This is a genomic window from Bradyrhizobium sp. SZCCHNRI1009 (assembly GCF_032487575.1).
Taxonomy (GTDB): domain Bacteria; phylum Pseudomonadota; class Alphaproteobacteria; order Rhizobiales; family Xanthobacteraceae; genus Bradyrhizobium.
Map to the genome: position 1 here is coordinate 195,526 of NZ_JAUEUL010000006.1, position 21,389 is coordinate 216,914.

Annotated in this window: 20 protein-coding genes; 10 read left to right on the plus strand and 10 right to left on the minus strand. The window is 63.7% G+C overall.

Annotated elements, in window-relative coordinates:
* Window positions 1-92 precede the first annotated feature (92 nt).
* From QX010_RS13935 to QX010_RS13945, 3 genes are all read right to left on the minus strand, one after another.
* The gene (locus QX010_RS13935; protein ID WP_316180024.1) at window positions 93-407 is read right to left on the minus strand and encodes a c-type cytochrome; all 315 of its coding nucleotides are present in this window, start codon (window positions 405-407) and stop codon (window positions 93-95) included.
* Between the two features lie 149 nt (window positions 408-556).
* Entirely contained in the window at window positions 557-709 is a 153-nt protein-coding gene (locus QX010_RS13940) for a hypothetical protein (RefSeq protein WP_316180026.1), read from the minus strand.
* Window positions 710-983: 274 nt separating this feature from the next.
* Window positions 984-1,232, minus strand: coding sequence for a hypothetical protein (locus QX010_RS13945; RefSeq protein ID WP_315803607.1), 249 nt, complete (start codon window positions 1,230-1,232; stop codon window positions 984-986).
* A gap of 345 nt (window positions 1,233-1,577) precedes the next feature.
* Between QX010_RS13945 and QX010_RS13950 the strand changes: the two genes are divergently transcribed.
* Entirely contained in the window at window positions 1,578-2,774 is a 1,197-nt protein-coding gene (locus QX010_RS13950; RefSeq protein WP_410051950.1) for an OpgC domain-containing protein, read from the plus strand.
* A 10-nt stretch (window positions 2,775-2,784) separates the two neighbouring features.
* On the opposite strand, the gene QX010_RS13955 is transcribed toward QX010_RS13950, so the two are convergent.
* On the minus strand, window positions 2,785-3,045 hold the full coding sequence (locus QX010_RS13955; RefSeq protein WP_315803605.1) for a hypothetical protein: 261 nt from the start codon (window positions 3,043-3,045) through the stop codon (window positions 2,785-2,787).
* 195 nt (window positions 3,046-3,240) lie between these two features.
* Between QX010_RS13955 and rocF the strand changes: the two genes are divergently transcribed.
* Window positions 3,241-4,215: an arginase gene (gene rocF, locus QX010_RS13960; RefSeq protein ID WP_316180030.1), complete on the plus strand. Its 975-nt coding sequence runs from the start codon at window positions 3,241-3,243 to the stop codon at window positions 4,213-4,215.
* Window positions 4,216-4,270: 55 nt separating this feature from the next.
* On the opposite strand, the gene QX010_RS13965 is transcribed toward rocF, so the two are convergent.
* Both QX010_RS13965 and QX010_RS13970 read right to left on the minus strand, forming a co-directional pair.
* Complete coding sequence (locus tag QX010_RS13965; protein WP_315803793.1) at window positions 4,271-5,902, minus strand: NAD-dependent malic enzyme; 1,632 nt, start codon at window positions 5,900-5,902, stop codon at window positions 4,271-4,273.
* A gap of 195 nt (window positions 5,903-6,097) precedes the next feature.
* Entirely contained in the window at window positions 6,098-7,402 is a 1,305-nt protein-coding gene (locus tag QX010_RS13970) for a divalent metal cation transporter (RefSeq protein WP_315803603.1), read from the minus strand.
* Window positions 7,403-7,565: 163 nt separating this feature from the next.
* Here QX010_RS13970 and QX010_RS13975 point away from each other — a divergent pair, with 163 nt between their 5' ends.
* Together QX010_RS13975 and QX010_RS13980 are read left to right on the plus strand one after the other, a co-directional pair.
* Window positions 7,566-11,423 (plus strand): ATP-binding protein, encoded by a 3,858-nt coding sequence (locus tag QX010_RS13975; protein WP_316180032.1) that lies wholly within the window; start codon window positions 7,566-7,568, stop codon window positions 11,421-11,423.
* 99 nt (window positions 11,424-11,522) lie between these two features.
* Window positions 11,523-12,458 carry a hypothetical protein gene (locus QX010_RS13980; protein ID WP_316180033.1) on the plus strand — a complete coding sequence of 312 codons (936 nt, stop codon included), beginning with the start codon at window positions 11,523-11,525 and terminating at the stop codon, window positions 12,456-12,458.
* Between the two features lie 12 nt (window positions 12,459-12,470).
* Here the strand turns inward: QX010_RS13980 and QX010_RS13985 are convergent, their stop codons facing one another.
* Complete coding sequence (locus QX010_RS13985) at window positions 12,471-12,656, minus strand: hypothetical protein (RefSeq protein ID WP_315803600.1); 186 nt, start codon at window positions 12,654-12,656, stop codon at window positions 12,471-12,473.
* A 501-nt stretch (window positions 12,657-13,157) separates the two neighbouring features.
* Between QX010_RS13985 and QX010_RS13990 the strand changes: the two genes are divergently transcribed.
* The 4 genes from QX010_RS13990 (at window position 13,158) to QX010_RS14005 (ending at window position 15,409) form a co-directional block, all read left to right on the plus strand.
* Window positions 13,158-13,280 carry a hypothetical protein gene (locus tag QX010_RS13990; protein ID WP_316180034.1) on the plus strand — a complete coding sequence of 41 codons (123 nt, stop codon included), beginning with the start codon at window positions 13,158-13,160 and terminating at the stop codon, window positions 13,278-13,280.
* A gap of 40 nt (window positions 13,281-13,320) precedes the next feature.
* On the plus strand, window positions 13,321-13,488 hold the full coding sequence (locus tag QX010_RS13995; protein WP_315753630.1) for a hypothetical protein: 168 nt from the start codon (window positions 13,321-13,323) through the stop codon (window positions 13,486-13,488).
* A gap of 4 nt (window positions 13,489-13,492) precedes the next feature.
* Window positions 13,493-13,954, plus strand: a complete 462-nt coding sequence (locus QX010_RS14000; RefSeq protein WP_316180036.1) for a GNAT family N-acetyltransferase — start codon at window positions 13,493-13,495, stop codon at window positions 13,952-13,954.
* A 192-nt stretch (window positions 13,955-14,146) separates the two neighbouring features.
* Window positions 14,147-15,409 (plus strand): CoA transferase, encoded by a 1,263-nt coding sequence (locus QX010_RS14005; protein WP_316180037.1) that lies wholly within the window; start codon window positions 14,147-14,149, stop codon window positions 15,407-15,409.
* A 53-nt stretch (window positions 15,410-15,462) separates the two neighbouring features.
* On the opposite strand, the gene QX010_RS14010 is transcribed toward QX010_RS14005, so the two are convergent.
* Window positions 15,463-16,191: a CBS domain-containing protein gene (locus tag QX010_RS14010; RefSeq protein ID WP_315753506.1), complete on the minus strand. Its 729-nt coding sequence runs from the start codon at window positions 16,189-16,191 to the stop codon at window positions 15,463-15,465.
* Between the two features lie 162 nt (window positions 16,192-16,353).
* Here QX010_RS14010 and QX010_RS14015 point away from each other — a divergent pair, with 162 nt between their 5' ends.
* Together QX010_RS14015 and QX010_RS14020 are read left to right on the plus strand one after the other, a co-directional pair.
* Window positions 16,354-16,716 (plus strand): hypothetical protein, encoded by a 363-nt coding sequence (locus QX010_RS14015; RefSeq protein ID WP_316180039.1) that lies wholly within the window; start codon window positions 16,354-16,356, stop codon window positions 16,714-16,716.
* A 206-nt stretch (window positions 16,717-16,922) separates the two neighbouring features.
* The gene (locus tag QX010_RS14020) at window positions 16,923-18,596 is read left to right on the plus strand and encodes a PHA/PHB synthase family protein (protein ID WP_410051951.1); all 1,674 of its coding nucleotides are present in this window, start codon (window positions 16,923-16,925) and stop codon (window positions 18,594-18,596) included.
* Between the two features lie 40 nt (window positions 18,597-18,636).
* Here QX010_RS14020 and QX010_RS14025 read toward each other — a convergent pair whose 3' ends face one another.
* Entirely contained in the window at window positions 18,637-20,181 is a 1,545-nt protein-coding gene (locus QX010_RS14025; RefSeq protein WP_316180040.1) for an AAA family ATPase, read from the minus strand.
* A 22-nt stretch (window positions 20,182-20,203) separates the two neighbouring features.
* A complete protein-coding gene (locus QX010_RS14030; RefSeq protein ID WP_315803594.1) occupies window positions 20,204-21,193 on the minus strand; it encodes a zinc-dependent alcohol dehydrogenase family protein in 990 nt (329 codons plus the stop codon).
* Window positions 21,194-21,389 lie beyond the last annotated feature (196 nt).

Below are 21,389 nucleotides of genomic sequence, written 5' to 3' on the forward strand. Positions count from 1 at the left end.
TCGCAGGAGCGACGGTCTGCATGGACGGAGCTCGGCGGCAGCGCTGCCGCCGAATGGGCGCGGGCGGACCAGACGGGCGAAGGAGCCCAGCCCTATTTTCGCAGGCTGCCGATATAGGCGGCGATGTCGGCTGCCTCCAGCCGGTTGAGCGGAAAGCTTGGCATCTTCGGATGCGGGTCGAGCAGGAAAAACGCGATCTTCTCTGGCGTCAAATCCGTCTTCTTAGCAATCTGGGCGAAGGAGGGAACGTCCGCGCTGGCCTGCTTCTGCGTCCCTTCGATGAGGTGGCATGAGGCGCACCAGCGACGGGCCAGATCTCCGCCGTGATCCGGATCGGCGGCCCAGACCGGTGTCGAAGCCGCAGCCGCGATCGCGATCGCGATAACTCTCATCACCGAGGCGTGCATCAAGAAACTCCTGATCTTTGTCTGTTGGGTGGTGGCGCACCTCGCCCAAGTGGCGGCGAGCGGCTCATGAAGGAATGTTTCGCCCCTGGAGAGGGGCGATCTTGGCCGTTCCGCCGCGCAGGCACGCGGCGCGTCGATGAATCTCGACGTCAATTACAGCACGATTTGGGAAAGTGGGACAGGTCGATCCGGCTGACGATCGCCTTCAGGAGCGCGGTCGCACGGCGCAGCCAAGACATATCGGTCGGGCGAGACACGCCGGGCGAGGCGGTGATCGTCAACTCTTCCGCAACGTAGGACATGTCGAGCCCTCCCTGTCGCTCAGCATCTTTCCGCTCAGCCTGTTGACGAGGTGCGTACCGCCACATGCGGGGCATGCGGCCGCCTCATAGGCGTCGAACTGGTCGGCAAGAGCCGGTGTGGCCAAGCCGATCTGCACGTTCGATCCCGTCTGGGAGCAGCGAAAAACGAGAGTTTCCATAGTCTGAACATGACAAATGCCGGCATCGATGCCTTGATCTGTCTCAACAGACGATGAGCCGACCGGCGCTCGCCGGACTGCCAGGGAACAGAATGTCAGGTCAGGCTATGCGATACAGCCTTCGCCCTGTCGATCCGTTCGGCGACGTTCACCGTGGACACGGAACCCGTCTGGGCCGCACGGAGGGCCGCATCGATCTTCGACTTCACGCGCCGCGCCGCGAGCGCGGCGAGTCTGGTCTGGGTGCGTCCGGTCTTGATCTGATCGCCAAACTCGTACCGCCATTCCCAAATGTCCGGTTCAGCAGTCGCCACGACCGTATATTGGACACCTCGGTGGATCACGGAACCCCCCTGTCAACACTTCCACTCAAAGTCAACGTCTAACCAATCTACAATCAATCCGGGCAAATACGGGACTGGAACAATTGCCAGCACCGCGGTTGGTGAGATGGTTAACACCACCATGCCGACAATGTTCCGCAGGTACCCGGCTTCCGTGCACACTTTTCCAGTGCGGATATCGGCCGTGCACAATCCGCTGAAATCGCGCGGGGCAACCTGAAGACGAAGACGGGGGGGCGCGTTCGAGGGCCCGGAATCTGCCGGAAGGGCGGACGACGCGTGTTTCGGATTCGAGTTCCGATCGATGACCGGCAGGAGATATTAAGGCACGACATGCCGGAGTCGATGTTGGTCCGCCATCCCGAGACGAGGTCCATCTTGTTTGCCGATGATCAAGAGCTGGCGAAGACAGATAGCGTGGCAGCCGGCAACGGGAACGGCAACGGACGGCGTGACCTCCGGGTCGACGCGTGCCGGGGTCTCGCCCTCTGGTTCATCTTCATCGATCATGTTCCAGACAACTCGCTGGCGTGGCTGACGCTGCGCAATTACGGTTTCAGCGACACCTCCGAGGTGTTCGTCTTCATCTCCGGCTACACCTGCATGCTGGCCTATGGCGGAGCGCTGCGGGACCAGGGCTGGGCGACCACGGTGGTGCGGGCGTTGCGGCGTGCCTGGGAGATCTATGCGGCGTTCCTGGTCCTGCTGCTCGCCTATGCGGCGCTGGTCTGGGTGATCGGCGGCGGCACGCGCTTCGTCGACGAGACCAACACCGGCTTCTTCTTCCGCGAGCCCGGGCCCACGCTGGTGCATGTGGCGCTGCTGCAATTCGCGCCGGTCAACACCGACATCCTGCTGACGTTCGCAATCCTGCACTTCTGCTTTCCCGTCATCCTGTGGCTGATGATGACCAGCGCGACGCTGACGCTGGTGCTTTCATTCCTGCTCTACATGATGGTTCAGCTGTTCAGCTGGCAGGTGCCAGCGTGGCCGAGCGGCGAGCTGTATTTCAATCCGTTCGCCTGGCAGTTCCTGTTCGTGATCGGCGCCTGGTACAGCTATGCCGGCACCACGCGGCTGCGCCGGCTCCTCGACTCGCCGATGCTGCTGGTCGTGGCGATCGGCTATCTCGTCTTCAGTCTGCTGATGGCGCTCAGCTGGGAGTTCAAGAGTCTCGAGAGCCTGATCCCGTCCGGCATCAGCGGCCTGATCTATCCGATCTACAAGAGCCACCTTGCGCCGGTGCGGCTGTTGCATTTCCTGGCGCTTGCCTTCGTGGTGTCACGGCTGGCGCCGCCGCAATGGAAGGGGCCGATCCGTCCGCTGACGACGGCCATGATCAGGTGCGGTGAGAGCTCGCTCTCGATCTATTGCGTGGGTGTGCTGCTGGCCTTTCTCGGCCAGGTCGTGCTGACCGATGTGGCGAGCGGGTTCGCGATGCAGATTCTGATCAGTGTCGCGGGGATCGCGATCATGATCATGGTCGCCACGCTCCTGACCTGGGAGTCGCAGCTCGACCGGCGTGGACCGCGGCTGTTCTGAGCGCCACCCTTCAGCGCCGGCGCGCGACCGCGACCCCGAACAGGAAGGCGACGAACAGGCTTGCGAGCGGCGCCTCGCGGGTGATCGCGCTGACGGTCGACAGAGCGGTCCCCGGCCGCCGCGCGTCCCTTGCCGCTTCGCTGAGCCGGTCGACGGCCGCACTCAAGGTGCCGACCATCTCCCCGAGTGTGCGCGACATGTCGGTCGCGGTGTCGAGCGCGCGTTCGGCGACGCCCGGCTGTGGAGGAGTTTCGAACGTTTCGCTGCTCACTTTGGTCGCCTTCCTGCCGCGGCTCGTCGGATTGGCCCCCCGTGCCGACGCGATTCGGCCGAGGGCGGATGTGACGTTCCTGAAAATGCCGTCTGATGCGATTGGTTCCCGTGGACCGAGACGCATCACCGGCGAAGCACGCGGTGCAAAATCGCGCTACGCTGGGCGGCCGGCCGTCGATGAAAGGATTCCGTCTTGGCTTCTCCAGACCTTACAGCGCCACATCGCATTGCCGTCCTTGGTGCGCCGATCGATCTCGGCGCGTCGGTCCGCGGCACGCTGATGGGGCCGGCTGCGCTGCGCACCGCAGGTCTCATCAACGTGCTGGAAAGCCTAGGGCTCGACGTTACCGACTACGGCGATGTCGGCATCGTCGACATGACGGAGTCTGCAGACGAGCCGCCGGCGAGGGCCAAGCACTATCGCCAGATCCAGCGCTGGTCGCGGGTCCTGGCGCGCCGCAGCCATGACCTGGCCCGGACCGGCGCCATTCCGGTGTTTCTCGGCGGCGACCATTCGCTGTCGATGGGGTCGGTGAACGGGGTCGCGCGCCATTGCCGCGAGATCGGGCGGGAGCTGTTCGTGCTGTGGCTCGACGCACATGCCGACTACAACACGCCGGACACCACGATCACGGCGAACATGCACGGCATGTCCGCCGCGTTCTTGTGCGGCGAGCCGGGTCTCGACGGCCTGCTCGGCGACGAGGCACGCGCGTCCATCCCCCCGGATCAGCTGGAGCTGTTCGGCATCCGCTCGATCGACAGGGCCGAAAAGGAGCTGCTGCGTCTCCGGCGTATCAGCATCGCCGACATGCGCGCCATCGACGAATTCGGCGTCGGCGTGCTGATGCGCCGGATCCTCGACAGGGTTCGTGCGCGGAACGGCGTCCTGCATGTGAGCTTCGATGTCGACTTCCTCGATCCCGAGGTGGCCCCCGGCGTCGGCACGACCGTACCTGGCGGCGCGACCTATCGCGAGGCGCATCTCATCATGGAGATGCTGCACGATTCCGGCCTGGTCCGTTCGGTCGACATCGTCGAGCTCAACCCGTTCCTCGACGAGCGCGGCAAGACTGCGCGCGTCGCGGTCGAACTGATCGCGAGCCTGTTCGGTCAGCAGATCACGGACCGGCCGACGCCGACCAATGCGATCGTTCCGGATCAATAGAGCGGATGCCTCCTCGCTCGACCTCGGTGAGCCCGAGGCATCCGCGATCTCGGGCTCAGTAGCGGGCGTCGTACATCTTCGACTCGACGAAACCGAGCAGATCGTTCGGCGCAGGGCCCGTGGCGAGCCCGTTCTGATAGGCAACGCCGGCCACCGCGGCGCCGATATGGGCAGACACCTCGCGGATGCGCGGCAGCGCCGGGTAGAGGCTGCCCTGCTCGAGATCGGCGCCGGTGACGCAGTTCGCCAGGGTATGCGCGGCGGCCATGAACATCTCGTCGGTCACCAGCCGCGCGCCGCTGGCGATGGCGCCGAGGCCGACGCCGGGGAAGATGTAGGAGTTGTTGCCCTGACGCGGCACGAAGGTCTTGCCGTCGAGCTTGACTGGATCGTAGGGGCTGCCGCAGGCGAACAGCGCGCGGCCCTGGGTATAGCGATAGGCCGACTCCGCCGAGCATTCCGCCTTCGAGGTCGGGTTGGAGAGCGCAAAGATGATGGGGCGCTCGTTCAGCTCGGCCATGGCCTGCAGCACTTCCGGCGTGAAGGCGCCGCCGACGGCCGCCACGCCGATGATCGCGGTCGGCTTCAGCGTCCTGATCGCGGTCAGGAAGTCCGCGATCGGCGCCTGGTCGTGCGCATAGCGCAGCTTGTGGCCGTGCAGGTTCTCCCGCCCCTTGATGACGAGGCCGCGCGAGTCCGTCAGCCAGTTGCGCCGCAGCGACTCTGCTTCGGACAGGCCCTCGGCCATCATGGCGGAGACGACGAGATCCGCGATGCCGGTGGCCGCCTCGCCGGCGCCGAGGAACAGCACCGTCTGATCGCGGAGCTTGCCGCCGGTGATGCGCAGCGCCGAAAACAAGCCGGCGAGCGCCACCGCCGCGGTGCCCTGGATGTCGTCGTTGAAGACGCAGGCGTCGTCGCGATATTTGTGCAGCAGCTTGAACGCGGCGTGGTTGGCGAAATCCTCGAACTGGATCAGCACGCCCGGGAAGGCGGCGCGGGCCGCGGTCATGAACTCGTCGACGAAGGCGTCATAGGCTTCGCCCGTGAGGCGCTTCTGGCGCAGCCCGATGTAGTAGGGGTCGGCCAGAAGCTCTTCGTTGTTGGTGCCGACATCGAGCATGACGGGCAGGCACTCTTCCGGATGGATGCCGGCGCAGGCCGAGTACAGCGACAGCTTGCCGACCGGAATGCCCATGCCGTTGGCGCCGAGATCGCCGAGACCCAGGATGCGCTCGCCGTCGGTGACGACGATCAGCCTGGCGCGATACGGCCAGTTGGCGAGGATCTCCGCGATCCGGCCGCGGTCGTTGGCCGAGATGAACAGGCCGCGCGGACGCTGGAAGATCAGACCGTATTTCTGGCAGGCGAGGCCGACGGTCGGCGTGTAGATCAGCGGCTGGATCTCGTCGATATTGTCGCAGACCACCCGGAAGAACAGCGCTTCGTTGCGGTCATGCAGCGCGTTCAGTGCCACATACTTCTCGAGGTCGCTGGACAGGCTGCGAAGATTGACCAGGATCCGCTCGGCCTGGGCCGGCATCGACATGACCCCGGCGGGCAGGAAGCCGCGCAGGCCGAGCGCATCGCGCTCCTGCTCGGTGAAGCCGGTGCCCTTGTTGAGCAGCGGATCGCGCAGCAGCGCGAGTCCGCGCGGAGAATAGGGGGGGAGCGTCGATGCGCTCATGCGTTGCGGCTGGGTCAAGGCAGTCTCCGAGGTCCTTTGTTCGAGCACCGCCATACCGGCGCGCGCCCGGCGTTGATCGGCATCAATCGCGGCGGGATGGCGGGAACGGACTGTTAACACAGTTTACGTTCCGCGTTGCACCAATGACGTTGTGCAACTGCGTTGCAGCCGACGCAGAGGGACATGCGATGGCCGCTAGGCGCGGCCCGTGACGAATGACCACAGCAGCGCCAGCACGGCGATGGCCATGATGCCTGTCCCCATCCATCCCAGGGCGATCAGCCAGGACCGTCCGCGGAAGCGGCCCATCAGCCCGGCATTGGACACGATCACCATCATCATCGCCATGATCGGCACGGCGGCGATGCCGTTGAGCACGGCGCTCCACACCAGCATGTGGATCGGGTCGATGCCGGTGAAGCCGAGCCCGAAGCCGATGATCGTGGCGGCAGCAATGATGCTGTAGAAGCCGACCGCCTCGTCCGGCTTGGCCTCCAGGGTCGCGTGCCAGCCGAAGATCTCGGCGACGGCGTATGCGGCCGAGCCCGCCAGCACCGGGATCGCCAGCATGCCGGTCCCGATGATGCCGAGCGCGAACAACAGGAAGGTGAAGTCGCCCGCGAGCGGGCGCAGGGCTTCGGCCGCCTGCGTCGCCGAGTCGATTTTGGTGATGCCATGCGCGTGCAGCACCGTGGCGGTCGTCACGATGATGAAGAACGCGATCGCGTTGGAGAAGATCATGCCGATCGTGGTGTCGATCCTGATCCGGCGGAGGTCGGGGTGGTCCTTCTTCGACAGCTCGCGCAAGGGACGGTCGACCTTGCCCTGGTTCATCTCCTCGACCTCCTGCGAGGCCTGCCAGAAGAACAGGTAGGGGCTGATGGTGGTGCCGAGCACAGCCACCACCGTCAGCAGATAGTCGGCCTCCGTCGAGAGGCTGGGCCAAACCGCCGCGAGCAGCGCCGTGCTCCAGGGCACTTTGACCATCAAAGCGGTCGCGACGTAGGCGAACAGGCTGAGGGTCAGCACCTTGATGAAAGGTGCGTAGCGGCGGTAGGGCAGGAATACCTGGAGCAGCGTCGACCCGGCGGCGAAGATGAGCGCGTGCTCATGATTGAGACCGCCGATCACCAGCGACAGCGACTCCGCCATCGCCGCGATATCGGCTGCGATGTTGAAGGTGTTGGCGCCGACCAGCAGCGCGACGAGGCCGAAGACGATCCCGCGTGGCGCAAGCGCGGTGATGTTGGCCGCCAGCCCTTTGCCGGTGACACGGCCGATGCGCGCGCTCACCAGCTGGATCGCGATCATGAAAGGCGCTGTCAGAAAGACCGTCCACAACAGCCCATAACCGAACTGCGCGCCGGCCTGGGAGTACGTTGCTATTCCCGACGGGTCGTCGTCAGCGGCACCGGTCACGAGACCTGGACCCAACAGCCGGAATACGCTCCAGGGCGACCGTCTCGGTGTGTTCGGTTCAGATGCAACGGTCGTGGCCATGGCAGCGCTCCCCCGGCGGTGTATGTCTCGAAGTCGCACGCCCCCTTTTTGTTCCCGGCTCCGGAACCGGAGGAGAGTACCTGCGTTCCAGATCACGTCGGATTTCGACCAGGGGGAGCGCGTGCCGGACGAGCGGCAAACAGGGCATGATCAGGAGCTCGGCATGGCCGAGCGCGAGAGGCTTTTTTCCGGAGGCAGTGAGCTGGCCGGACTGATGTTGCGGTTCGATTGGGAGAGCACCTCGATCGGACCGCCGGAGCATTGGCCGCGGAGCCTGAAGACGGCCGTCAGGATCATGCTGACATCCCAACAGCCGATCTGGATCGGTTGGGGAAGGGAGCTGATCTATCTCTACAACGATGCTTACAAGACCATCATCGGCGGCAAACATCCGTGGGCACTCGGCCGACCGATCTCTGCAGTCTGGCACGAGATCTGGGAGGACATCGGTCCGTTGCTGGCCAAGGCCGGCGGCGGTGACCAGGGCACCTATGTCGAGGCGCAACTCCTGATCATGGAGCGCAACGGCTTTCCCGAGGAGACCTACTACACGTTCTCCTACAGTCCCATTCCGGACGACGATGGATCACCTGGAGGAATCTTCTGCGCCAACACCGATGACACTCAGCGCGTGATCAGCGAGCGCCAGCTCTCGTTGCTGCGCGAACTCGCAAATGCCGGGGCCGGGGCCCGCAGCATCGATCAGGCCTGCGCAAGCTGCGCGGACGCGTTGGCGCGGGAGGCGCGCGACCTTCCGTTCGCGATGATCTACATGACCGACCCGGACGGCGAGGCGGCGCGACTGCAGGCCTTGACCGGCATCGACCGCGATCATCCCGCTGCTCAGCCGAGGCTGAGAATTCAGCCGGAAGCAACGTGGCCTCTGGCCGAAGCGCTGAAGCTGCAGGATGCGGTGCTGGTTCGTGACCTTCCGCGGCGGTTCGGTCTCAGCTTTCCGACCGGCGGATGGCGTCAGCCGCCACAGCACGCCGTTGTGCTTCCGCTGCCCGCGTCGGGGGAAGCCGGACGGGGCGGCTTCCTCGTCGCAGGTCTCAATCCGTTCCGCCTCTACGACGAGAGCTATGCCCGCTTCCTGAACCTCGTCGCGGGGCAGATTGCAGCGGCCGTCAGCAACGGCGGGGCCTATCAGGCAGAGCGGCGCCGGGCGGAAGCGCTGGCCGAAATCGACCGCGCCAAGACGACGTTCTTTTCCAACATCAGCCACGAGTTTCGTACGCCACTGACGCTGATGTTGAGCCCGCTGGAAGAGCTGCTCGGCCGCGCCGAGGCCCAACTCACCCCCGAGGCGCGATCCGCCCTCAGCCTGATCCACCGCAACGGCATTCGTCTGCTGAAGCTCGTGAACACGCTGCTCGACTTTTCGCGCATCGAGGCCGGCCGCATGACCGCGCATTTCGAGCCGATCGATCTTGCGGGTTTCACTGCCGAGCTCGTGTCCAACTTCCGCTCGGCGACGGATCCTGCCGGCCTGCGTCTCACCATCGACCGCACGCCCCTGTCCGAGCCGGTGTATGTCGACCGCGACTTGTGGGAGAAGATCGTTCTCAATCTGGTGTCGAATGCGTTCAAGTTCACCCTCGAAGGTGAAATCGCGGTGTCGATCGGCTTGTCCACTGACGGCAATCATGCCGAGCTCGAGGTTCGCGACACCGGCACCGGCATCCCGCCCAGTGAGCTGCCGCATTTGTTCGAACGGTTTCGTCGCATCGAAGGTGCGCGCGGCCGATCCTTCGAGGGCAGCGGCATCGGTCTCGCTCTCGTTCAGGAACTGGTGAGGCTTCATGGCGGGGAGATCGCCGTAGACAGCGAACTCGGCCGCGGCTCGGTTTTCACCGTGCGAATTCCGCTAGGCTCGGCGCATCTGCCGGCGGGCCAGATCGGACCTTCCCGTGTCCTGGCCGTTACCAACGTGCGTGCCGAAGCCTACATCGAGGAGGCGCTCGGATGGCTGAACGGTGGTGGGCGGTTCGAGCTTCCTCACCCGTCGTCATCCGATGACCTCGGAGTTCGCTCCGCGACGGCATCGGCCCGTGATCGCGTGGTGCTCGCGGACGACAATCCTGATATGCGCGACTACGTCCGCCGTTTGCTCGGCGAGGATTATGACGTGGAGGCGGTCAGCGATGGCATCGCGGCCCTCGAGGCCGTCCGACGGCGCCGCCCCGATCTGGTGCTGACCGACGTTATGATGCCGGGGCTCGACGGCTTCGGCCTGCTGAGAGTGCTGCGTGGCGATGCGCAGCTTCGCGACATTCCTGTGGTCATGCTGTCGGCGCGCGCCGGCGAAGAGGCCAAGGTGGAGGGACTTGATGCCGGGGCGAGCGACTATCTCACCAAGCCGTTCAGCGCGCGCGAGCTGCTGGCGCGGGTGCGCGCCAACATCGATCTGTCGCGGGTGCGGCACGAGGCCGAGATCACGCTGCGTGAGCTGAACGAGCGTCTGGAGACGCAGGTCTCCGAGCGTACCGCGGAGCTGCAGGCCAAGGAGGCGCGGCTGCGGACGATCTTCGAGGCGAGCTACACGTTCCAAGCGCTGCTCTCGTCCGATGGGACGCTTCTGGACGCCAATGCGACCTCGCTCGAAGCGATCGCTGCGCCGCTGCACGAGGTCGCAGGGCTGCCATTCTGGGAGACGCCGTGGTTTGCGGGTACGCCCGGCATGCCCGAGGTGATCAGATCACTGGTTGACGCCGTCGCTCGCGGCGACGGGGCCCGCCAGGAGTTGCAGCTCGAACTGCCGGTCGGCGGCTCACGCTGGTTCGACTTCCAGATGCGGCCGGTGCGGGATGAGACCGGACAGGTGGCCGCCATCGTGCCCGAGGCGGTCGAGCTGACCGAACGGCGCAAGGCGGAGGAGGCGTTCCGCCAGGCCCAGAAGATGGAGGCGATCGGCCAGCTCACCGGCGGCGTCGCGCACGACTTCAACAATCTGCTGACCGTGATCCGGTCGTCGGCCGACCTGTTGCGCCGGCGCCAGCTGTCCCCGGAGCGCATGCGGCGCTACGTGGATGCGATCTCGGACACGGCGGATCGCGCCGCCAAGCTCACCGGACAGTTGCTCGCCTTCGCGCGGCGGACGCCGATGGAGCGCCGCGTCTTCGATGCCGCTGTTCATATCGAGCGGATCGAGGAGATGCTGCAGACCGTGCTCGGCGCACCGGCTGTGATCGAGCTCGATCTCGCTTTGCGCCCGCTTCCGGTCGACGTCGACATCAATCAGTTCGAGACGGCGCTCGTGAACCTCGTCGCCAATGCGCGCGATGCGATGGAGGGGCGGGGCGTCCTGAGCATTCGCGGCGAGATCGTCCGGGAGGGCGGTCAGTCCGGGCAGTCGTCGTTCGTCTCCATTGCGGTCAGCGACACCGGATCCGGCATTCCTCCAGATCAGATCGACCGGATCTTCGAGCCGTTTTTCACCACCAAGGGCGTTGGGCGCGGTACCGGCCTCGGTCTGTCCCAGGTGTACGGCTTCGTTCATCAGTCCGGCGGACGGGTGCTGGTCGACAGCGAGCTCGGCAAGGGCACGACGCTGACATTGTTGCTTCCGCTGACGGACAAACCACTGGGACCGCGCGAGCGGAGCGAGCAGGATGCCGAACAGCTCGCTGCGCGCTGGAGCGTGCTGGTCGTCGAGGACAACCCGGAGATCGGCGAATTTTCCACGCAATTGCTCGAGGACCTCGGCTACCGGACGGTGCTTGCGCGCAGCGGAACGGATGCACTGCGGATGATCGACGAGAATCCCGAGAGCTTCGATCTCGTGCTCAGCGACGTCGTGATGCCCGGCATGGACGGGGTGACGCTCGGCCAGGAAATCCGCCGGCGGTTGCCGATGATCCCGATCGTGCTCAACAGCGGTTACAGTCATGTCCTCGCTGACGGTGACCGCCACGGTTTCAGCCTGATCCAGAAGCCTTACTCGGTCGACGAGCTGTCGCGCGTGCTGCGCCATGTCATGGCCACGCGAGCGGCAGGCGCGAAGCCGGCGCCGTCGGCATGAGACGCGCGGCAGCTTTCCCCTGACCCCGGTCGGCTTCGCGCGATCAGCACTTGAAGGATCGCGCTTGACCGGCGTATTTTCGGTGCTGGGGGAAGTCTCATGGCACACGAGGAATGGCGGCTGCGCGGCGGTCGGACGCAGCGGCGGATATCTGCTCTTGTCGCGGGCGCGGCACTGGTCATGAGCGGCAGTGCCCTTGCCAAGGACGATGAGGCGGATGAGCCGGCGGCTCTTGCCAACGTCTATATCGATTTCCGCACGAACTACGCCTATCTGCCCGGCGGGGCGTTGTCGACGGGCCTCGGCGACACCTCGCTGTTCGGAACGCTGTCGCAGCTCGCAACCTTGCGCAAGCTGCTCGACCGGCCAACCTTGCCGGGGCGCCCGCAGCTCTCGGCCCCGACCAACCAGAGCGTCGGCGTCGACGTTCCGCTCACGGCGGATCTCGGCGACGCGCTCTCGCTCTATGGCGGCTTCACCGGCAGCGCGTCCTACAACGGCCTGTCCGGTTGGTCTGACGTCGCGGTGACGAGTTGGTTCCTCGGCTTCCAGGCCGATGTCTATCAGCAGAACGGTGGCGCATTCCCGACCTTGACGCTGCAGTCGACGCTGACGCGGTCGGTGCCGGACTCGCCGTTGGCGACAACGTCGTTCAATACGGTGGTCGAGGCGAAATACGCGCTCGACCCCGACGAGATGCGCGGCTGGCTGGCGGGCATCCAATATGCTCACACGGAGATCGACACCGTTCTGGCGCGGATCGGCGACACCACCGCCGGCTATGTCGGCGGCTTCTATCAGTGGGACAACAACTGGAAGGTCTCCGCGCGGGTCGGGCTGCAGTCGTTCGGCGGTGCGCAGCTGCTCGCCCTCGCGCCGATCGCGGCCTACACGCAGCCACTGGTCAGGCTCGATCTCGATCGCATGGATGACGACGACAATCGCCTGTTCGGCATCACGGCGCAGATTGCATGGGCGCCGAAGCCGGTCTATCAGCTGACCGTGCGAACGCCGCTCTACGCGATCAAGAACTGATCGTCGACGCTGCTATCGCATGCTGACGAACTTGCCCCAGAGGCCCGCGAGCAGCGCACCCGTCATCATGTAGTGCGGCTTATCGCAGAACAGGCTGCCGTAGCTGCAGACGTCGGCACCGACCGATCCGAGCTGATGCTGCGCGGCCGCGTAGAACAGCGCGGACAAGGCGGCCAGAACGACTGCGACGACATACATCAAGAAACCTCCTTCCGGCTCAGCCCGACGAGCTGCGAAATGAACTGACGATCGGCGCGCATTTGGGCGCTTGACACGTCGGGCAAATCAGGCGCATTTTGCCAACGTCGAAAAAATCATAGAGCCCGCGCCGATCAGTCGGCAGCGGGCTTTTTATGTTTCAGGAAAGGAATTCGCCCGGTGGTTATCGAAATCGGAAAACCCGATCGCCGCATTTCGATCAAATTTGACACGTCGGGCAAATCACTGACAAAATGTCAGCATCGAAATTTCCGAAATCGCGGTGGCCGCAGCCCGCCAACAGCGGTGGGCTCCTGTTCGGGGATGCTGGCGCGACTGCTTCCGGATCACCTCATTTTGCCGTTCGGCAGCGTGTGCTCTCATAGTCATCCGGATGTTGACCGTCCCGCGCGAACGGGGTGGTCGCGGGCACGATGATCGTCGTCGTGCCCGCAGCGGTCCCTCACGCGAGGGATAAGGTTCGCGCCCGAAGCGATCGCGTTGGCCGCGATCCGCCGCGCCTTTCTGTTTTCAACCGATCGGGACAGGACGATGACCGTCTATCTGATTTCGCTCGCCCTGGTAGGGCTCGTCGCGATCGCCGCCGGCGATGCGCTGTCGTGACCACGTTCCAAATCCACTTTGCAAGATTCCGGAAGCGACCATGTCGAAGACGATCACTGAGCTGAGAGCCGATTTCCAGCACCTGCGGCGCTGGCGCAAGAGCGTGGAGCAGGCTCAGAGCTACACGTTCAAGGCCGTCATCACGGTCATCGCGACAGGTCTGATCGGCGCGATCTGGCTCGGCATCAAAGTCGTGCTCGGAAGGTAATGCCGTGCCAGCCAGGACCTTACGGCGAGACCGCCGCTTCCGCATCAGGGAGGTCGACGCTTGCGAGCCTGACGTTCTCGACACCTTGAAGGAGCTCCATGCGCGCACATTCCTCGATTGCGCGCCTCTGCCTGATTTCGAGAGCGGACAATGGTGGATATCGACCGAGCTCGGACGGCCCGTTGCCTTCGCCGGAATGACGCCGTCATCCCTCGGCAAAGGCATCGCCTACCTTTCGAGGGTTGGTGTTCTCCAAGAGCGGTGTGGTTACGGCCTGCAGCGGCGGCTGATGCGTGCGATCGAGCTGCGCGCGCGCCGCTCGGGACTGGATTGCATCGTTTCGGACACGACCTGCAACATCGTTTCCGCGAACAATTTCATTCGGTGCGGATATGTGTTGTTCCAACCGGGCCGGCCCTGGGCCTGGGGGAACTCGCTTTATTGGCGCAAGATGATCCGGCGGTGAGCTGTCGACCGACGCCTTATGCAGATTGCATTGCGCTGCAGCAGAACTAGCCCGGCTCGACAGCTCCGACCCAGGCTTTTTTTGCGGCCGCCGTTGAGCTAACCATGCGTTGTCGGACGTTGGAGGCAAGCCGCGCCCGGCAGTGAATGGAAGATCGCTTCAGACGATCAAAGCCGCGGGAAGGACTCTGGGATGCCGGCCGAGGTCACCCTGCCAGAGCGTGCGCCACGGTCGCCTGACGCGCCGACCGCGCTGGCTGGTCTGCTGGTGATCGACTTCACACGTGTCGTCGCAGGGCCCGCGTGCACACAGACGCTGGCCGATTTCGGCGCCGAGGTGATCAAGATCGAGCAGCCGCTCACGGGGGACGATACCCGGGCATACGAGCACGCCGAGCTCGGCGGAGAGAGCGCTGCGTTCCTCAGCCTCAATCGGAACAAGCGCGGCATGGTGTTGGATCTCACGATCCCGCAGGCCAGAGACGTCGCGCGTGCGCTGATCGCCAAGGCCGACATCGTCGTGGAGAATTTCTCGTCGTCCGTCATGGAGAAGTTCGGGCTGGACTATCAGGCATTGTCCAGCACCAATCCCGGGCTGATCTATTGCTCGATCTCGGCTTACGGACGCTCCGGTCCATTCGCGTGGCGATCAGGGTTCGATCCGATCACCCAGGCCGAAAGCGGGTTCATGTCCCTCAACGGTTTCGCCGACGGTCCGCCGGTGCGGACCGGTCCTCCGATCGTTGATCTGGCCACCGGCATGTCCGCCTGCAATGCCATCCTGTTGGCACTTGCCGCCCGGCAGCGGCTCGGTCGCGGGCAGCACGTCGAGGTGGCGCTGTTCGACATCGCGTTGGCGATGACAGGCTTCTCCGGAATGGCGTATTTGATGAATGGCGTGAACCCCACGCGAACGGGAAATTCGCCGAACGACTCTCCGACGGTCGGCGTCTTTGAAGCGTCAGATGGCCCACTCTACATCGCATGTGCCAACGATCGGCTCTACCGCCGGCTGTCGACTGAGGTGCTTGGTCGTCCGGATCTCCTGAGCGATCCTCGCTTTGCCACGCGAAGGGCGCGATGGGTCAACCGTGCGCAACTGCGCGGCCTCATCGCCGACATCCTTGCCACGGAACGGATGGATGTCTGGATATCCCGGATGAACCAGGCTGGAGTTCCGGTTGGACGCGTTCGAACGGTCGAGCAGGCGTTCAACGCGGCCGAGGTCCGGATGCGCGACCGCACCTGTCGTATTCCGCACCCGACAGCAGGCTCGATACCCAACGTCGAGCCTGCAATCACCATGAAGCTCACACCAACCGTCGAGCCGACGGCGGCGCCGCGGCTCGGTGAGCATACGGCCGCAATCCTGCGCCACAGGCTTGGGTACACCGAGCAGGAGATCGAAGCCCTGCGTCGGGTAGGGACGTTCGGACGCAATAATCCGGGAGCCTGAGGGCATCGTCACTGTTGCCGGACACGGAGGAGCGGCAGCGTCCTCAGCAGCCATCAGCCGGCTTTGGCCATCTCATCGTCTTCCGGTGAGTTCAGGTACATGCCCGACATGGTGTCGACCCAGCACAGATGATCATGCACCTTCTTGACGCCAGAGATGTTCTCGGTGGCAACGATTGCCGCCTGCCGCGACCGCTCTTCGGTAATGACGCCGCTCAGATGAACGATGCCGTCCTTAACGATGACGGACAATCCGAACGGGCACCAGTCGTTCTTCTCGAGGGCGTCGATCACGCGGTTGCGGATGTGATCGTCGTCGGCCGTTGGATCCGGAACCTGCCGCCCGAGCGCGGCGACCGCTTGCAGCAGGTTCGCCCGTGACACGATGCCGATCACTCGGTCTCCCTTGACCACGGGCAACCGTTTCACGTGGTTCTTTTCCATCAGTTCCACGATCTCAGCCAGCGCGGCGTCCTCGGTGATCGTCAAGGGAGACTTGGTCATCACCTCTGACACTTTGCGACCATGCTCGTGGACGAAGTCGGCCGCCGACTTTCCGGGCCCGAGAATGAATCGCAGCCAGCGGCCGCGCTTTCGCCCGGTGCCGATCTCCGTTCGGCGGATGAAATCGCCTTCCGAGACGACGCCCACCAGCTTTCCGCCGGGATCGACCACTGGAAGGCCGCTGACGTGCCGTTGAAGCATGATATTTGCCGCATCCACGATGGAAGTGTCAGGGGTGACGGTGATGACGGGGCGGGTCATGATCTGATGGGCGCGCATGGCGAACTCCAATGTCAAAAGCTAAGAAAAAGTAACCCGCTGCCACGGTCTTGAATTGACGCAGGTCAAAGCAGGTGCCGCCGCCGTCATTGACGCAGCTCAAGGTCTTGGCTTTGAATTGCAGCTATACGGCCTTCTGATCCAGCGAGAGGAGAGGTGCCCATGTCCGAGTTCTCCGGGACCAAGATCCTGGCCGACGAAACGGCCGAACTGTCCGAACGTGTCGCTCTCTCCAACAAGCACGCACTTGAGCTGCTCGTTGGCTCCCAGCAGATCATCATGGAGGAGATTCTGTTTGCCAGCAACGAAGTGCTGGATCGCGCGCGTACGGAGGCGCATCTGCTGGCCGAGTTCGTGTCGAAGCTGGCCGGCGTGCATTCCGTGACGGGAATCCAGGCGATGGTTCAGGAATGTGGACGGCATCAGATTGATTTCGTCAGGCGTGATTGCGATCGACTTTTCAAACACGGGCAGCGCCTGATTGATGCCAGCGTGAATCTTATGGGGCAACGGTGGCGAAACTGAAGAGTGCGGGTGTGTCGCGTCCCGAACGGGAACGCGAAGGAACGACCGACAACGACCGAAGCAGTGCCGTTGTCTCTGCAGGGACCTCTTTGAAGCCGGCTGCTGCGCTCGCCGCATCCGACGCAAAGTTGCTCTCCCGCGAAGCCGACGCGAGTTCCGGCGAGCTTCGACGCGAGGATCACGAGCTGGACAAGGCCTTCAGCGCGATGCTGGCTCGGCTCACCGGCGGAATTTCCCCGGCCGCTCTATCAATGGCGTATCTGGATTGGGCTTGTCATCTGGCCGCTGCACCTCAGCGCCAGATCGAAATCGTTCGAGATGCCTGGTACGGCGCAAAGCAGGTCGCTGAACGGTCCCTGCATTTTGCAGACCCGAATCGTGGTCCTTGGGACCTGATCAAACCGCAGGCGAACGATCATCGCTTTTCCACGCCGCAATGGGCGACGTACCCGTACAACTTGTTCGCCCAGGCGTTCCTGCTCGGGGAAGATTGGTGGCACAAGGCGACGACCGGCATTCGTGGTGTCGACCCCGCCAACGAAGCCGTCGTCGACTTTTCAATTCGTCAACTGCTCGACATCTTCGCACCATCGAACTTTGCCGCGACCAACCCGGAAGTCTTGGAAAAGACGTTTCAAAGCGGTGGAGAGAACCTGATCTTCGGCTGGCAGAACTGGCTCGCCGATATCATGCAGGTAATGCAGCCCGGAAAGATATCGAGCAATGGTGAGTTCGTCGCCGGCAAGACCGTCGCGACCGCACCGGGCAAGGTTGTGCTTCGCAATCAGTTGATTGAGCTGATTCAATATCTGCCGACGACCGAGAAGGTGCGACCAGAGCCGGTCCTGATCGTACCGGCTTGGATCATGAAATATTACATCCTGGATCTATCGCCGCACAATTCGCTGGTCCGATACCTGACCGACCAAGGCTTTACGGTTTTCATGATCTCCTGGCGAAACCCCGGCGCGGAAGACCGGAATCTTGCGTTTGACGACTACCGCTCGCTGGGCGTCATGGCGGCCCTGGAGATGATCGGAACGATCATTCCGAATACGCCGGTTCATGCCGCAGGCTATTGTCTCGGCGGAACGCTTCTTTCGATCACGGCGGCGGCCATGGCACGGGACGGTGACCAGCGTCTGAAGACGATCACGCTGTTTGCGGCCCAGACCGATTTCACCGAAGCGGGAGAGCTGACGCTCTTCATCAATGAAAGCCAGGTCGCCTTTCTCGAAGACATGATGTGGGAGCGTGGATATCTCGACACCACGCAGATGGCGGGCGCATTTCAATTGCTGCGCTCCAACGATCTGATCTGGTCGCGTGTCTCGCGCGACTATCTTCTCGGTGAGCGCGCGAATCCGAGCGACTTGATGGCATGGAACGCAGATGCGACGCGGCTGCCGTATCGGATGCACTCCGAGTATCTGCGCAAGCTGTTCCTGAACAACGATCTCGCCGAGGGGCGATATCGGGTCGAGGGGAAACCCGTTTCGCTCTCGGACATCCACACGCCGATGTTCGTGGTCGGGACCCTGCGTGATCACGTTGCGCCCTGGAAGTCGACTTACAAGGTCCACTACGAAGTTGATGCCGACGTCACTTTCGTGCTTGCGAGCGGCGGCCACAATGCCGGCATCGTGGCGCCGCCGGGCGAGCAGGGGCGCTCCCATCAGATGCGGACCAAGGCAGCCGACGCGCCATATCTCGGGCCGGACGAGTGGCAGAGCACCTCGCCAAAACTGGAGGGGTCATGGTGGCCGGCGTGGACGGCGTGGCTTGGACAGCAGTCGGGTGCACCGGGCGCGCCGCCGCAACTCGGGGCAGATCGTTCAAATGATCTCGGAGACGCGCCGGGCGACTACGTGCACACGTAGTCGCCGCTTGTGGCGGTCAGGCAGCGTTATTCCACCGGACTCAGGTGCCGATCCGGAGCAATGATCGGCTTTGTTCCAGTGTCGTCTCGGCCGTGCCCGACGCATCCACCCGGAGCCAATCCAGGGCGCCGATGTCGTAGCGTTCCTGATCTTCGGCAATTCCAACCGTTGCATCGGACGCATCGTCGACTCGATGGTGGATCCGCTCCTGCCGGCTGCGCAAATCTGCGACGAGGAAGAGGCCGGCAAAGGGCACCTTCAGCCGGTTCGCGAGATCATGGATCGCCTGTCGTTCATCCGAACGTGCAAACACGGCGTCGACGATCACCGTGAAGCCTTGTGAGAGCACGCGGCCGGCCTGCGTCGTCAACTCTCGATAGACCTGTGCACTCGATGCCGGCGTATAGGCCGCAGCTGGGAGGCGTTCGGTTTCCTTCACGCCGGATAGTTGCTTGCGCAGCACGTCGCTGCGCAACACGATTGCTCCCGGTGGAGGAGCCAAGAGGGGAGCCAGAGCCCGGGCGAGCGCAGATTTTCCCGTTCCCGATAATCCGCCGACGGCGACCACCCTCGGCTCCGCCGGCCGAATGAGGCTGCGCGCAAGTTGGAAGTAGCTCTCTGCGATCCCGATGGTCGCAGAGCGGTCTGCCTCCGAGTGTTCGGCATCACTGCGGTCGAGCCTTGCAAGAAAGACTTGCGCACGGATAGCGGCCCGGATCGCCATGAACAGAGGCAGAGCAGCCAATCCACCGGTCTGGTCGGGCGCAGCGATCGAGAGGTAGCGATTCAAGAGATGGTTGGCGGCGATCGACTGCCCGAAGTGCAAGAGGTCCATCAATGGAAACGCGAGATCGTAGAGGACGTCGATCGTGGCTATCCGGTCGTCGAACTCGATGGCGTCAAACAGCACCGGCTTGTCGTCGATGAGAACGATATTTGCGAGATGGAGGTCGCCGTGGCAGCGCTTCACGTGCCCCTCTTTTGCGCGTTGCTCGAGCAGGGGACAGAGCCGTGTGAAGGCCGAGTGGCAAAGAGCGCGGAGTTCTTCGATTTGCGTAGCGTCAAATAGTGGGACGTTTCGAAAGCTGGCGACGAACGCGTCGATCCAGACTGGAAGCGACTGCGTCCACGCGTTGGACGGCATCCGGGTGGCCACGGCATGCGACGCCGCGATCGTCTCCGCCAGACGTTCGCCCAAGCCGATCTCCAATTGCTGGTGGCGAGCGAGGTGATCGAGTGTCCGGCTGTCATCGAAGCGACGCATCTCGACGGCATATTCGACCGGAGTGCCGGATCCATCGACTTCGAATGATCCGTCTGGCGCCCTGGTGATGGCGACGACACGCCGATAGATGTCTGGAGCAAACGGGTGATTCATCTCCATTTCCTTCGCGCACGCTGCCTTGCGCCGATCGAGCGTCGAATAGTCCAGAAATGGCAGCCGAACGGCGCGCTTGATCTTCAGAGCGCGGTCGCCGATCAGAAACACTGAAGCCGCGTGCGTGTCGATCCGGCGGACACCTGGATGTCGGGTGGTATTGCCCAAGAAGGAGAAGACCAGTTCCTGATCGGATGTTGATGCCATGGGCGGGGTTACCACGTTCACTTCAAAAGTCCGGGATAAGCACCGCCGCGCCGACGACGTCACCCCGCCTCAGGCGGGCCAGAACGTCATTTGCGTCGGACAGCGGATAGGGCGTCGTATGGGTCCGTATCTGAGCCTGCTGCGCGACCTGCAGGAAATCGAGACCGTCCTGTCGCGTCAGGTTGGCGACGGACACCACTTGGCGTTCTCCCCAGAGAAGGGAATAGGGAAACGTCGGAATGTCGCTCATATGGATACCTGCGCAGACCACCCGGCCACCCTTCCGAACAGCCCGCAGAGCGGCCGGAACAAGCTCGCCAGCTGGCGCGTAGATGATGGCCGCGTCCAGAGCAACATCGGGACGCTGGCCCGCCGCTCCGGCCCATGTGGCGCCAAGTTGGCGAGCCAGATCCTGCGCAGCCTCGTCGTGCTCGCGGGTGAACGCATAGATCTGACGCCCCTGCCAGCGGGCCACCTGGGCAACGATGTGACCCGCCGCGCCGAATCCGTAGATGCCAAGCCTCTCGGCTTCCCCTGCCATGACCAGGGATCGCCAGCCGATCAGGCCGGCGCACAACAGTGGTGCGGTGGCGATGTCATCCTCCAGACCATCGAGCGGGAATGCATAATTTGCGTCGACGACGGTGTGGGTCGCATAGCCGCCATCGCGCGTATAGCCGGTAAACGTCGGCTGGTCGCAGAGATTTTCCATACCACGTGCGCAGAACGCGCAATGGCCGCATGTATGCCCCAGCCATGGAATTCCGACGCGTTCGCCGAGCCTGTGCGTCGTCACACCAGGACCAATCTGATCGACATGACCGACGATCTCGTGTCCGGGGATGAGCGGATACCGGATGTCGGGAAGCTCACCGTCGTACACATGCAGGTCAGTGCGACACACGCCGCATGCCCTGATCTTGACGCGGATCTCACCGGGACCAGGATCGGGGTCCGCGAGTGTCTCGGGCTGCAGAGGCGCTCCAGGCTTTCGCAGAACCATCGCTCGCATCGGAGAGCCTCCCGGACGAATTTGCAGGGTAATAAGATAATCAGCCCGGCAATCGTTTGATGCTCATCAAGGACTTGGTCCGAATACTGCGGCCTACCGAGCAGAACCGGCAGGCGCAGTCAGGGAACGCAGCGGGGTTGCATCCGTCACCATGCTGGGATGATAAGTCGCGCTAGACCGGCTGCGGATTGAAACT

Bases quoted from the DNA above. Each gene is read 5' to 3' on its own strand.
- QX010_RS13970 (WP_315803603.1), bottom strand. From the start codon at position 7,402: ATGGCCACGACCGTTGCATCTGAACCGAACACACCGAGACGGTCGCCC.
- QX010_RS13985 (WP_315803600.1), bottom strand. From the start codon at position 12,656: ATGTATGTCGTCGCAGTCGTTCTGGCCGCCTTGTCCGCGCTGTTCTAC.
- QX010_RS13940 (WP_316180026.1), bottom strand. From the start codon at position 709: ATGTCCTACGTTGCGGAAGAGTTGACGATCACCGCCTCGCCCGGCGTG.
- QX010_RS13980 (WP_316180033.1), top strand. From the start codon at position 11,523: ATGGCACACGAGGAATGGCGGCTGCGCGGCGGTCGGACGCAGCGGCGG.
- QX010_RS14030 (WP_315803594.1), bottom strand. From the start codon at position 21,193: ATGCGAGCGATGGTTCTGCGAAAGCCTGGAGCGCCTCTGCAGCCCGAG.
- QX010_RS14020 (WP_410051951.1), top strand. From the start codon at position 16,923: ATGCTGGCTCGGCTCACCGGCGGAATTTCCCCGGCCGCTCTATCAATG.
- QX010_RS14015 (WP_316180039.1), top strand. From the start codon at position 16,354: ATGTCCGAGTTCTCCGGGACCAAGATCCTGGCCGACGAAACGGCCGAA.
- QX010_RS13935 (WP_316180024.1), bottom strand. From the start codon at position 407: ATGCACGCCTCGGTGATGAGAGTTATCGCGATCGCGATCGCGGCTGCG.
- QX010_RS13995 (WP_315753630.1), top strand. From the start codon at position 13,321: ATGTCGAAGACGATCACTGAGCTGAGAGCCGATTTCCAGCACCTGCGG.
- QX010_RS14005 (WP_316180037.1), top strand. From the start codon at position 14,147: ATGCCGGCCGAGGTCACCCTGCCAGAGCGTGCGCCACGGTCGCCTGAC.
- QX010_RS14025 (WP_316180040.1), bottom strand. From the start codon at position 20,181: ATGGCATCAACATCCGATCAGGAACTGGTCTTCTCCTTCTTGGGCAAT.
- QX010_RS13950 (WP_410051950.1), top strand. From the start codon at position 1,578: ATGTTGGTCCGCCATCCCGAGACGAGGTCCATCTTGTTTGCCGATGAT.
- QX010_RS13975 (WP_316180032.1), top strand. From the start codon at position 7,566: ATGGCCGAGCGCGAGAGGCTTTTTTCCGGAGGCAGTGAGCTGGCCGGA.
- QX010_RS13965 (WP_315803793.1), bottom strand. From the start codon at position 5,902: ATGAGCGCATCGACGCTCCCCCCCTATTCTCCGCGCGGACTCGCGCTG.
- QX010_RS14010 (WP_315753506.1), bottom strand. From the start codon at position 16,191: ATGCGCGCCCATCAGATCATGACCCGCCCCGTCATCACCGTCACCCCT.